This is a genomic window from Gemmiger formicilis, from assembly GCF_016900095.1.
Classification (GTDB): Bacteria; Bacillota; Clostridia; order Oscillospirales; family Ruminococcaceae; genus Gemmiger; species Gemmiger formicilis_A.
Map to the genome: position 1 here is coordinate 1 of NZ_JACJJP010000022.1, position 11952 is coordinate 11952.

Below are 11952 nucleotides of genomic sequence, written 5' to 3' on the forward strand. Positions count from 1 at the left end.
TGCTTTTATAAGCGCCATTAGCTCAGTTGGTAGAGCAACTGACTCTTAATCAGTGGGTCCTGGGTTCGAGTCCCCGATGGCGCACCAAAGAAACGCCTTGCTGGAAAGCAGGGCGTTTTTCATATTGATCGATATTGGGAGGATTGGCACAGAGCGCCGGTCCTCCCTTTTTGCATGTAAACCAGACGAATATAGTATGTTAACGCTTCGAACGTGTCTACAAGGTGGAGGCAGAATTATATCATGAAAATTGGAACTAAAATTCGTCTAATCCGTCAACATCGTCACATGACGCAACGGGAGTTAGGTGAGCGGATTGGACTGGGAGCGAGTGGGGCAAATCGTATCGCTCAATATGAGATAGGGTATCGAACTCCAAAACGTAACCTGATTAAGAATATAGCTCACGCGTTGAACGTGCCGGAAACAATTCTCTCCATAGAAGAAAATGAATCGTTGCAGACGTTGCTTCGTCAGCTATTATGGTTGGATCAAGAGGATTGCGCTCTCATTGAATTCATTCCGGTAAACGAGGAAAAATGCCAACTCCCTTGCACTTGCAATCCATTAGCATTTGAGCACATTGCGATTGTAGTTCACAACCAGGCATTCCAGAATCTTCTCACAAGATGGAGCAATGAGAAAACATTCCTTTTAGGCGGCATTATTAATCAGAACGACTATTTCGGATGGAAGATTGGTAAGCTATTGTAAATTTTTGAGTAATGGCTGAAAGATTTACTCGATTTGCTTCCTGCTTGCTTGTTGCACCTATTACCGTATGCTATAATGATAAAAACGTGCATGTTATGTACTTTTTTGTGCGTGAAGTATTCCTACTAAATTACAAGATATCTTAACTCACCTGGAATGTTAATCGAAAGGATATGGCATGAAAAAAGCTGCTGCTCTACTTGTGGCTTCTATCGTTCTTCTGATAAGCTGTACCTCGTGCGTTTCAACAGCATCAAGTAGCTCAGAAAATCCAAAGAGTTCGAACACTCCCACCATGAGCTCATCACAGAAAAACGAAACTGTCACCCTGTCCGTGTATCTGGAAGCCGTTTACACTGATGAAGAAGCGCATTTTCCCATCTACGAAAAATTAAAGGACTTCGAGGATTCTCATCCGGAAATTCATCTGGAATTTGTATCTCCTGTAAGTGGTGCCAGCGATCAAGCTGCACGAGAATCGGAGATCAACCAGCTGAATACTGAGATCATAACAGGTGGCGGACCCGATATTTTTCTGATGCAGACTTTGCGATTCACGGATGAGAATTTGTTCCCGGACGTTCAAAAAGCAATGAAGAATCACTCCTTTTTGAATCTTTCCGACTATGCAGATGCCAATTCATTTGATCCTGCTAACTACTATTCCGCGGTTCTTGCTACCGGGCAACTGGATGGCCAGCAATATATTTTGCCACTTTCTTTTTCGGTCCCTTTATTTGTTGGAGCAGAGAACGTTATCACAGAAAGTGGATTTCAGCCGGATATAGCCTCAGCGAATCAAACAGCTTTTTTTGAGGAATTGTCCCGTGTCCTGAAGGAAAACGGCAAACAGGTCGAATATTCTTTGAGCTTGACAAACCTACTTGATCAACCGTTGATTGACTACCAGGAAGGCGCTATTCAGTTAGATACTGATGCTGTCCGTCAGGCTTTAACCATTGAAAAGGATTACACCACCCATCAGCTTAATCTTTTCAACAACTATGACTCGCAGCAGATTGATGCGTTAGCTGAGGGAACACCTTTTGGCCTTCTGGAAATGTCAGACATCGCGCTGGGAACCTTGCACCCCCTGGATACCAAAGGCATCGCCCCGTTTGTTCAAGGAATTCCCAACGAAAATGGCAGCATTACTGCAGAAATTTCCAGCTACGCAATGGCTAGTGCAGGCACACAATATCCAGAGCAGTGCGCAGAACTGCTATATTATCTGATGAGCGCCGAATGCCAGGATGCCGCTGCTTATCCCTGTACCACGGAAGAACTGCCTGTACGCCGCGACAGCACAAAGTCTTCGCTTGAAAATGAGCATCAGTTTCTTGTCTACGATGCTTCCAAGGAAAAGCTCTCCGAAGAGGACATTGCCTTTCGTGAGAAAACCTATGGCGGTAATCTGCAAGACACCACTGTGCAGAGCATTCAGTCTATTTGCGACCAAATAACATCCGCACATTTTCATACCATTTGGTACAGTGCATTGGAGCTGGGGCAGAGTGAAACGGGAGATGATATACTGACATCCTCCTTGAACGACTATCTCTACGGAGACACATCGCTGGATGAATTGATTAACACGCTGACGCCCAGACTGCAGATGTATCTGGATGAATGAAAGGAATTCCATGAATTTCTTTGTAAAAAGTGGATCACTGTCCCGACAACGACATATCATAGGCGGGCTTTTACTAGTACCCATGCTTCTGGCCATTATGGTCAATTATCTGCTTCCTTTTGTTATAGCGTTCATCCGCAGTTTTTACCATGGTATGGGGAATACCTTCGTGGGGATGGAAAACTATATAGAACTGTTGCAGAATCATACCTTCTTGCTGGCAATTCGTAACCTTCTGATTCTTTGGGCATTTGTCCTGCCTTTGAATCTTTGTATCGCGTTTCTTCTGGCATTACTGTGCCATCGTATCCACGGTGGTAGATCATCGGCTCTCTTCTTTTTACCCGCCGTTTTGCCAGCCGTCTGTGTGGTAGAAATTGTTTCTCAGTTGTTCGGAACTTCGCAGATCGATGGTCTGTTTTCCCTTTTACCTGCAGATTGGTCTACGGGACAAGTGGCTGGTATGGTTTTTGGCTGTCTCGTTCTTTGGAAAGGGCTTGGATATTCGCTTCTGATTCTAATAGTCGCGTTGGGCTCAATTCCGGAAGAATACTTGGAGGCAGCTGCACTGGAAGGGGCCTCTTATTGGCGAATTGTTTTTTCCATTCGCCTTCCTCTTACAGCCCCTTCTTTGGGAATTTGTGCCATCCTAGCTGTATACAATTCATTTCGCTGTTTCCGCGAAGCCTTGCTTTTGGGTGGGGCGCATCCTACAGAATCACTGTACAGTTTACAACATTTCCTGCAAAACAATTTCAGTAACATGAATTTTGCCAGACTGGAGGCGGCGTCGGTCTTTCTCATTGTTATCCCGTTGCTTCTACTCGTATTCTTTTCGGCCTTTTGGAAATTACCTGTCTGGAAAAGGAAAGAAGGTGGGCGGTCATGATTAAACATCCCCGCTGGCAACGCCCGCTCTTCAAGTCGCTTGTGTTCCTGTACATACTTCCTTGCGCAGCTTTGCTCCTCCCATTTGTAAAAGCTGGTGTTCTTTCCCTTTTGGAAAGTTCTCTGGAACTTGAAACGATATTTTGGGCTGCCTATCTAAATACGATTATACTTGCTGTAGGAGATCTACTGCTACAGTGGTTGGTCAACATACCCGCAGGCCTTGCACTTTCGAAAATGCTTCCGCAGCATATTGCCCGAAAAGTGCTCTATCTCTGCCTTTTGTTGATGTTTCTTCCTCAACAAGCACTCATACTTCCACAATATCTTTTATTGGATCGGATGCATCTTTTACACCACGCGGGCGGTGTCGTGCTCATGTCTGCCTTCCAGCCTTTTCTTGTTTTGATCTTCTGGTTTGGCAGTGAGCAAATTCATCCTAGCCTGTTCGAAGCAGCAATCTGTGAAGGAGCTTCTACTCGGCAATGCTTTTTCCGGATTTATATCCCAATGCTTTCCCCCTACATACTGGCAGGTAGCCTATTATCGGTGGCTGAGAGTTGGAACATGCTTGAACAACCCATGACCTTTTTGCAGACAGATAGCCAGTTGGTATTGTCAACTTACTTTCTGCAACAAATAGGTGCCGACCCAAGCGTAACAGCTATACAAGCACTATTATCTGTGTTTCCGTTGCTACTGGTTTTTGCTTTTGCAGTTGCAAAGCTGCATAACCCAAATTCAATAGTATCTAGCGAAGAAAATTCTTTTACATTATAGTGGTCGTAAAACAGTAATAGGTGAAATTCTTGGAACAGGCATGATTTCGGTCATGCCTGTTCCGCTTTTATCAGTTCATCTACATTTCAGATGGGAAAGAGAAAGCAGGATTTTTTTAATGCCTTCGTAAATTTCCTCCTGATTCCTTTTGATTTCTTCAATGTCAGCTTCGTAGATGTTACCCGTTGTGTTGAGCTGTTTGGCAATTTGGTTTTCGCTGTTGGATATCCGTTTCATTTTGCAAGTCAACTCACGGAGTTCAGGCATATCCAAATTCACAACATACCCATCGATTGCCATTTTGCGGAGATAGGCACTCATGTTGTTCGTTCCCATCTGTGCCATTTTCTGTTTTATCAGGTCAAGCTCTTTTTCGTCTACAAAAAACTTGACCTGTATCGGGCGTTGACGGGTTGGTGGTTTTCGTTTTTCAGTCATAACCTTTGCCAAAGAGATTCTGGACCTGATCGTCGGCACCGGAGTCTGATGTGCCGGAATATACCAGGAAAGATTAACTATTAAAAGTCAACCCTGAAAATGAGTGGAAGTGCTCACAGGCAGATGGTTCAAAAAAGGGTATAGCAAAGCTGAGGTCTTATCAGACCCCCGCTGTCTATTCAAATAGATGGCTCAAGCCGCTGAGCGATAGGGCTGCCTGGATTTCTCCATGGCGAAGATAGGTGGCCAGACCATTGTCCAAAAGAAACCCCAGCAGATTGTAGCTGTAATGTCCGGTTGCCTCAAGCCCTACTCTTATTTTGTCCTGAGGTGCGATACAGGCCTGAATCTTCTCCAACAGCGTATCCTTGCTGCCGCAGATGGCACCGTGGCCATTGCCAATGCCACTGATAGTTGGGGTGGAAGCTACGGGTACTATGTCAAGATCGACCATGGCAGCGGACTCACGACCTTGTATGCCCATTGCTCCAGTATCTGTGTTACAGCGGGGCAGCAGGTGAAATCCGGACAGGTCATAGCATATGTGGGGCAAACTGGGAGGGCGACAGGGCCGCATTTGCATTTTGAGATCCAAGGGGGCGCAAATGTGAATTGATTATTGGGATATAAATGGGAGAAAAGTATTGGAAAGTATATTTGATACAAAAAACTCGCACCGCTACAAAGTCGGGCGAGATTTTATATGCGCCGAAAACAGCTTCCAGCAAGGGTCTGACATAATGTATCTGTCTTTTTGTGTTTTACGGGTGCTCTTTTGGAGCTGCAGTAGATTGACGAAGGATTAATTGGGCATGGAGCAGCAGGGTGCTGATGGGCACCCCGGCCAACAGGCTGGAAAGAGCGTAAAAGCCGCTTTTGCCCAGCTGGGTGCGGTCCTGGCGGATGGTGGTCAGCGGTGGCATGGTGTAGGAACACAGGGGCAGGTCGTCAAAGCCGATGATGCTCAGATCCTGGGGGATGCGGATGCCCAGTTCCAGGCAGTGGAGCATCACCGTATGGGCCAGTAGGTCATGGCTGCACAGAATGGCCGTTACATTCTGCTTGAGCAGGGCGGGCAGATGCTTTTGCAGACATTCCGAGAAGAAATAATCACTTCCCGCCAGATGAGGGTCGTCCGGCAATCCATTTTTGCGCAGCGCGTGGAAAAAAGCGCTGTAACGGGTCTGGTTTACATAGGAACCCAGCCCGCCGCTGAGATAGCCGATGCGGGTGTGCCCCAGGCTGCGCAGGTGGGCCACCGCCAGGTCCATGCCCTCGGCGTTGTCAACACCCATATAACAAGTGTAGGGGTTGGCTTTGATGTAGTTGTCCAGCAACACGGCGGGGGTGTGGGCGGTCTGTAGGTCGTGCAGCCATACGTCCGAAAGGGACAATCCCAGGAACAACGCTCCGGCATAGTTGTGTTTGAGCATATACTCGTCGTAGCGGGTGTGCTTCTGGGTTTTGTCGTCCAGAGGGACCACCTCCACCAGATACCCAGAAGGCTCCGCCGCCTTGCGGAAACCCACCACAATATCGTAGCCGAAGTCGTTGGGCTCTTGGCAGGACATGTTCTCGATGAAGATGCAAAGGGTCTTGGCATCCCGCTTGTGGAGGGTGCGGGAATAGCCCATCTCCACAGCGGTCTCCAAAATAGATTTTCGCAATGTTTCGCTCACGTCAGGCGCGCCGTTCAATGCCTTGGAGACCGTCCCTTTGGAAACATTTAATTTTTCCGCGATATTTTGAATGGTGACCATACATATTCTCCGCTGTTACTCTGTTTTTTATCTGTATTATACCCTCAATTCGGGCAAAAGGCAATCACCAGTAGCGGAAATGTTTCGTAAGGTGTTTCGTATTGTTTCGCTGTACTGTGAAAAAGCACAATTTCCCCTTTGCTTGGTTGTGCAGAAAGCAGAAAAAACTGCGGTTTTTCTGGAAAGTCTTGATTCTGATGGGGGAGGAGTGTATAGTGGGTGTAGCGAAACAAAGCGAAACAAGGAGGAGTAAGCATGCACAAGAAATCGTTACGACTTGCCACGGGCCTGTGTGCGGCGGGACTTTTGCTGGCAGGCTGTGGTCCTGTGTCCGGCGATAGCGGCGCTGAAAAGATTCGTCTGATGGTATGGTCCCCGTCGGAGGACCAGTCCAAAGACAGCGGCCAATGGCTGCAGACCTGCTGCGAAAACTTTGCCGCCCTGCACCCGGAATGGGATATCACCTTTGTGTACGGCGTGTCGGATGAAGCTTCAGCGGCTACTGCTGTGTCTCAGGACCCGGACGCCAGCGCCGATGTGTTCATGTACGCCAACGACACCCTGACCACCATGACCGATGCCAACGCACTGGCCAAATTCGGCGGTATCTATGCCGAGGAACTGAAGGCTACAAACAGCGAAACGCTGCTGGACTCCCTGACATTGGATGGCGACATCTACGGTGTGCCGTTTACCACCAATACCTGGTACATGTATTATGACAAGAGCGTGTTCACCGAGGAGGATGTGAAAAGCCTGGACACCATGCTGGAAAATGGTGTGGTCAGCTTCCCCTTCGTGAACTCCTGGTACCTGCCGGCGTTCTACTTCGGCAACGGCTGCACCCTCTTCGGGGACGGCACCCAGGAGGAACTGGGCGCCGACTTCGGCGGGGAGAACGCCGTGGAAGTGACCGAATACCTGGTGGACCTGGTGGCCAATCCCAACTTCAAGATCGACCAGGACGGTTCCGGTCTGGCGGGATTGCGGGACGGCAGCATCAACGCCATCTTCTCCGGCTCCTGGGATGCCGCCGCCGTGGAGGAAATCCTGGGCGACAACATGGGTGTGGCGGCACTGCCCACCTACACCCTGAACGGGGAAGAAAAGCAGATGTATGCCTATGCCGGATCCAAAGCCATTGGGGTGAACACATCCACCAAGCATATGAAGGCTTCGGTGGAACTGGCCATGTACCTGGGTTCGGCGGAAGCCCAGCGCCTGCACTACGAGCTGCGCAATGTGATCCCCTGCAACACCGAGCTGAACAGCGACCCCGAAATCGCGGCGGACCCGGTGGTCAAGGCCCAGAACGATACCTTTGACCGCACGTCCATCCTGCAGCCCTTTGTGGCAAGCATGAACAACTGCTGGACGCCGGTGGAAAACATGGGCAAGGCCATCCGCAACGGCAGCGTGACCAAGGAGAACGCCGCCGAACAGACCAAGGCCATGAATGACGCCATGAACAGCAACGGAATCTGAGCAGCGCATGAGGTGGAAATGATGAATATGTTGAAAGCAAAACAAAGCGAAGGTTATTCCCCCTATACCTGCCTGGCGGCCTTGCGGGAAGGCGATATGACCACCCGGCTTTCGGCGGTGGTCATGGGGCTGGGCAGTATCTGCCACGGTCAGGCGGTAAAAGGTGTGCTCTACCTGGCCGCTGAACTGGCCTGGCTGGCCTTTATGGTACAAAGCGGGCTGTATAACCTGAAGATGCTGGTCACCCTGGGTGAGGTGGAACAGCAGGAGGTGTGGGACGAAGCCCAGCAGGTCTACCTGTATGTGCAGGGCGATCAGTCCATCCTGCTCCTGCTGTACGGCGTAGCCACCATCCTCATCACCTTGGTGATGTTCCTGGTCTGGCGGGGCAGCCTGAAAAGCGCCTACAAGGCTCAGTGCCTGCAAAGCAGCGGCGGCCATGTGAACACCTTCCGGGAAGACCTGGCCACCCTGCTGGACGAAAACCTCTACCGTCTGCTGATGACCCCGCCCATGTTCTTCATCACGGCGCTGACCATCCTGCCGCTGGTCTTTATGATCTGCATGGCGTTCACCAATTACAGCAAGATCGGCAATCACCTGGTTCTTTTCGACTGGGTGGGGCTGGAAAACTTCGCCACTCTGTTTGATTCCAACAGCATCCTGGGCAGCACCTTCTGGTCGGTGCTGGCCTGGACCCTGGTGTGGGCGGTGTTCGCCACCTTCACCAACTACATCTTCGGTATGCTGCTGGCTTTGCTCATCAACCGGGAAGATACCCGCTTCAAGGGCTTCTGGCGGTTCTGCTTCGTACTTTCCAGCGCGGTGCCCATGTTTGTGTCCCTGCTGATCATGCGCACCATGCTGCAGCCCAATGGTGCCGTCAATGTGCTGCTGCGCAGCCTGGGCCTGATCGCCCCGGACGCCAGCCTGCCCTTCTTCACCGACCCTACCTGGGCCCGGGTCACCGTGATCGTGGTCAACATCTGGGTGGGTGTGCCCTACACCCTGATGCAGCTCACCGGCGTGCTGCAGAACATTCCCGCCGAACTGTACGACGCCGCCAAGGTGGATGGCGCCGGCCCGGTGCGCACCTTCTTCAGCATCACCCTGCCTTATATGCTCTATGTCACCACCCCCTACCTCATTGCCACCTTTACCGGCAACGTGAACAACTTCAACGTTATCTATCTGCTTTCCGGCGGCGACCCGGTCACCAACCTGGCTTCCACCGCGGGCAGCACCGACCTGCTGGTCACCTGGCTGTACAAGCTGACCATCGACAAGCAGTATTACAACGTAGGTGCCGTGGTGGGCATCATGACCTTTATCATCCTGTCGGTGGGCGCTTTGTTCACCTACCGGCGCAGCAAGTCTTATAAAGAGGAGGGCGGTTTCTGATCATGAAACAGTACAAGAGTGCAAAAGCCATCCGTCGGCGCAACAATGTCCTGGTTCACACCCTACTGGCGGTGCTGGCCGCCATCTGGGTGTTCCCGGTGCTGTGGGTCGTGATGACCAGTTTCCGGGCGGAAAAAGGCTCCTATGTGTCCAGTTTCTTTCCCAAAAGCCTGACTCTGGACAACTACATCCGACTGTTCACCGATACCACCATCCTCAACTTTCCCCAGATGTTCATGAATACCCTGATCATCGCCATTTTCTCCTGCATCCTGTCCAGCTTCTATGTGCTGTCGGCGGCCTTCTGTCTGTCCCGCATGCGGTTCAAGATGCGCAAGCCCTACATGAACATGGCGATGATCCTGGGCCTGTTCCCCGGCTTTATGTCCATGATCGCCGTCTACTTCATCCTCAAGGCCATCGGCCTCACCGAAGGCTCTCTCATCCGCCTGGCACTGATTTTGTGCTACTCCGGCGGCGCGGCTCTGAGCTTCCAGATCGCCAAGGGTTTCTTCGATACCATGCCCATGGCCCTGGACGAAGCCGCCCGCATTGACGGATGCACCCGGTGGCAGATTTTCACCAAGATCACCTTGCCCCTGAGCAAGCCGGTCATCGTTTACACCGTGCTCACCGCCTTTATCGGCCCCTGGGTGGATTTCATCTTTGCCAAGGTCATCTGCCGGGCCAACTCCGACCAGTACACCGTGGCCATCGGCCTGTGGAAGATGCTGGAAAAAGAGTACATCGACAGCTGGTACACCAGCTTTGCCGCCGGTGCGGTGCTCATCTCTATCCCCATTGCGATTTTGTTCCTGAAACTGCAGAAATATTACGTGGATGGCATGTCGGGCGCCGTCAAGGGCTGATCTCCCGGCGGCCGACCCTGCCAGAGGAGTGTTCCCTGTATGGATTTCAACAGCCCCCAATTTGCCCGGCAATACCACTATGACGGCGGCGACCTGGGCGCCCGCCTAACCGACACCGGCACCCGGTTCCGCCTGTGGGCCCCCACGGCCCAGCGGGTGCAGCTGCGGCTTTACCCCGAAGGGGTGGTTTCGGACCCGCTGGAATGTGTGGAGATGGAACCCCAGGACCGGGGCGTCTGGTACTACGAAGCACCCCGGCGGCTGGCGGGTGTTTACTACGACTTTGCGGTGACGGTGGACGGCGTGACCCGCACCACCGCCGACCCCTACGCCCGGGCCTGCGGCTGCAACGGCGGCCGCAGCATGGTGGTGGACCTGCCCGCCACCGACCCCGAGGGCTGGCAGCAGGACAAGGCCCCCGCCCGCCAGGCGGAGGATATCATCTACGAAGTGCATGTGCGGGAATTTTCCTGGGACGAAAGCGGCGGGTTCCCGCAGGCGTACCGGGGCAAGTACAAGGCATTCACCTGTACCGATACCACCCTGTACGGGGACGGGCAGCACCCCACCGGCCTCGGCTACCTGCGGCGGCTGGGGGTGAACTACATCCAGCTGATGCCGGTGTTTGATTACGGCTCGGTGGACGAAGCGGCCCCCGATGCCTCCTTCAACTGGGGGTACGACCCCGTCAACTACAATGTGCCGGAAGGCTCCTATTCTCTGGACCCCCGGGACGGCGCTCTGCGCATCCGGGAACTGAAAGAGCTGGTCCAGTCGCTGCACCGGCAGGGGTTCCGGGTGATTATGGATGTGGTGTACAACCACACCTACCACCGGGATTCCTGGCTGGAACGCACGGTGCCCGGCTACTACTACCGCCACCGGCCCGACGGCAGCTGGTCCGAAGGGTCCGGCTGCGGCAACGACCTGGCCAGTGAGCGCTCCATGTGCGGCCAGTATATTCTGGACTCGGTGCTCTATTGGGCCGGGGAATACCACATGGACGGTTTCCGCTTTGACCTGATGGGCCTGCTGGACACCGACCTGATGCAGCGCATCCGCGCCGCATTGGATGCCCGCTACGGCCGGGGAGAAAAACTGGTCTTTGGCGAACCCTGGGCCGCCGGCCCCACCGCCTGCAAACGGGGGACCCGGCTGGCGGGCAAAAAGAGCCTGCCCACCCTGGACCCGGAGATCGGCGCCTTCTGCGACGCCGTGCGGGATGCGGTCAAAGGCAGTGTACAGCACACCCGAAGCGCCGGTTTTGTCAACGGCGGCCGCGGCAAAGAGGGGGCCGTGGCCCAAAGTCTGACGGCCTGGTGCCCCGGCGGGCGGGGCTTCCATACGGCGGCCCCCACCCAGACCATCACCTATGTGTCCTGCCATGACGATGTGACCCTGTGGGACAAACTGGTGGATACCCTGGACCCCCGGCGGCGCTACGACGAAGGCACCCCCCGGGTGCTGCGGGCCAATCGGCTGGCGGCAGCGGTCTACATGACCTGCCAGGGGCGGCTGTTCCTGCTTTCGGGCGAGGAATTCGGCCGTACCAAGCAGGGCCAGCGGGACACCCACAATGCGCCCATTACCCTGAACCGGCTGGACTGGCAGCGGGCCTGGGACCACCGGGACCTGGTGGACTACTACCGGGGCCTGATGGCGCTGCGCAAGCAGCTGCCCGCCCTGTGCGACAAGAGCGCCGGGGCCGCCCGGCGGCTGCTGCGGGTAGAAACTCCCGCCCCCCGCTGTGTGACGGCGCTGCTGGACAATACCGGCAGCCGATGGGGGCAGCTGTACCTTGTATACAATGCCTCGGGACAGGCATATACCTGTACACCGGACGGCGAGGACTGGCAGTGCCTGGCCGATGGAGAAACCACCTTTGGCTGGCAGCAGCCGCAAACCGCCCCCACCTTTACGGCGGCGCCCGGCACGGCCCTGATTCTGGGCAAACCATCCCAACTGTGAGAAAGAAAGAGATACC

At 53.3% G+C, this 11952-nt stretch carries 11 protein-coding genes, 1 tRNA gene and 1 pseudogene; 10 read left to right on the forward strand and 3 right to left on the reverse strand.

Annotated features, from left to right (window positions below):
• The first annotated feature begins 11 nt into the window (after positions 1-11).
• From H6B15_RS10605 to H6B15_RS10625, 5 genes are all read left to right on the forward strand, one after another.
• Positions 12-87, forward strand: a tRNA-Lys gene (locus H6B15_RS10605).
• Positions 88-243: 156 nt separating this feature from the next.
• A complete protein-coding gene (locus tag H6B15_RS10610; protein WP_204647960.1) occupies positions 244-714 on the forward strand; it encodes a helix-turn-helix domain-containing protein in 471 nt (156 codons plus the stop codon).
• 295 nt (positions 715-1009) lie between these two features.
• The gene (locus H6B15_RS10615) at positions 1010-2347 is read left to right on the forward strand and encodes an ABC transporter substrate-binding protein (protein WP_204647961.1); all 1338 of its coding nucleotides are present in this window, start codon (positions 1010-1012) and stop codon (positions 2345-2347) included.
• An 82-nt stretch (positions 2348-2429) separates the two neighbouring features.
• The gene (locus H6B15_RS10620) at positions 2430-3236 is read left to right on the forward strand and encodes a carbohydrate ABC transporter permease (protein ID WP_204647962.1); all 807 of its coding nucleotides are present in this window, start codon (positions 2430-2432) and stop codon (positions 3234-3236) included.
• The gene (locus H6B15_RS10625) at positions 3233-4015 is read left to right on the forward strand and encodes an ABC transporter permease subunit (protein ID WP_204647963.1); all 783 of its coding nucleotides are present in this window, start codon (positions 3233-3235) and stop codon (positions 4013-4015) included. Before H6B15_RS10620 ends, H6B15_RS10625 begins: the two co-directional genes overlap by 4 nt.
• A 75-nt stretch (positions 4016-4090) precedes the next feature.
• Here the strand turns inward: H6B15_RS10625 and H6B15_RS10630 are convergent, their stop codons facing one another.
• A complete protein-coding gene (locus H6B15_RS10630; protein WP_204647964.1) occupies positions 4091-4453 on the reverse strand; it encodes a plasmid mobilization protein in 363 nt (120 codons plus the stop codon).
• A 235-nt stretch (positions 4454-4688) separates the two neighbouring features.
• A pseudogene (locus H6B15_RS10635) lies at positions 4689-4814 on the reverse strand (IS110 family transposase); the annotation flags it as partial.
• Positions 4815-4841: 27 nt separating this feature from the next.
• Here H6B15_RS10635 and H6B15_RS10640 point away from each other — a divergent pair.
• Entirely contained in the window at positions 4842-5069 is a 228-nt protein-coding gene (locus H6B15_RS10640; protein ID WP_345941975.1) for a M23 family metallopeptidase, read from the forward strand.
• A gap of 145 nt (positions 5070-5214) precedes the next feature.
• Here the strand turns inward: H6B15_RS10640 and H6B15_RS10645 are convergent, their stop codons facing one another.
• Positions 5215-6213: a LacI family DNA-binding transcriptional regulator gene (locus H6B15_RS10645; RefSeq protein WP_204647965.1), complete on the reverse strand. Its 999-nt coding sequence runs from the start codon at positions 6211-6213 to the stop codon at positions 5215-5217.
• Positions 6214-6468: 255 nt separating this feature from the next.
• Here H6B15_RS10645 and H6B15_RS10650 point away from each other — a divergent pair, with 255 nt between their 5' ends.
• From H6B15_RS10650 to pulA, 4 genes are read left to right on the forward strand one after another with little or no spacing between them, the layout of a single operon-like run.
• On the forward strand, positions 6469-7698 hold the full coding sequence (locus H6B15_RS10650) for an extracellular solute-binding protein (protein ID WP_204647966.1): 1230 nt from the start codon (positions 6469-6471) through the stop codon (positions 7696-7698).
• Positions 7699-7725: 27 nt separating this feature from the next.
• On the forward strand, positions 7726-9099 hold the full coding sequence (locus H6B15_RS10655) for a carbohydrate ABC transporter permease (RefSeq protein WP_345941976.1): 1374 nt from the start codon (positions 7726-7728) through the stop codon (positions 9097-9099).
• Between the two features lie 2 nt (positions 9100-9101).
• Positions 9102-9968, forward strand: coding sequence for a sugar ABC transporter permease (locus tag H6B15_RS10660; RefSeq protein WP_204647968.1), 867 nt, complete (start codon positions 9102-9104; stop codon positions 9966-9968).
• 39 nt (positions 9969-10007) lie between these two features.
• Entirely contained in the window at positions 10008-11936 is a 1929-nt protein-coding gene (gene pulA, locus H6B15_RS10665) for a type I pullulanase (RefSeq protein ID WP_204647969.1), read from the forward strand.
• Positions 11937-11952: the final 16 nt, after the last annotated feature.

Bases quoted from the DNA above. Each gene is read 5' to 3' on its own strand.
- H6B15_RS10610 (WP_204647960.1), top strand. From the start codon at position 244: ATGAAAATTGGAACTAAAATTCGTCTAATCCGTCAACATCGTCACATG.
- H6B15_RS10615 (WP_204647961.1), top strand. From the start codon at position 1,010: ATGAGCTCATCACAGAAAAACGAAACTGTCACCCTGTCCGTGTATCTG.
- H6B15_RS10620 (WP_204647962.1), top strand. From the start codon at position 2,430: ATGCTTCTGGCCATTATGGTCAATTATCTGCTTCCTTTTGTTATAGCG.
- H6B15_RS10625 (WP_204647963.1), top strand. From the start codon at position 3,233: ATGATTAAACATCCCCGCTGGCAACGCCCGCTCTTCAAGTCGCTTGTG.
- H6B15_RS10630 (WP_204647964.1), bottom strand. From the start codon at position 4,453: ATGACTGAAAAACGAAAACCACCAACCCGTCAACGCCCGATACAGGTC.
- H6B15_RS10645 (WP_204647965.1), bottom strand. From the start codon at position 6,213: ATGGTCACCATTCAAAATATCGCGGAAAAATTAAATGTTTCCAAAGGG.
- H6B15_RS10650 (WP_204647966.1), top strand. From the start codon at position 6,469: ATGCACAAGAAATCGTTACGACTTGCCACGGGCCTGTGTGCGGCGGGA.
- H6B15_RS10655 (WP_345941976.1), top strand. From the start codon at position 7,726: ATGTTGAAAGCAAAACAAAGCGAAGGTTATTCCCCCTATACCTGCCTG.
- H6B15_RS10660 (WP_204647968.1), top strand. From the start codon at position 9,102: ATGAAACAGTACAAGAGTGCAAAAGCCATCCGTCGGCGCAACAATGTC.
- pulA (WP_204647969.1), top strand. From the start codon at position 10,008: ATGGATTTCAACAGCCCCCAATTTGCCCGGCAATACCACTATGACGGC.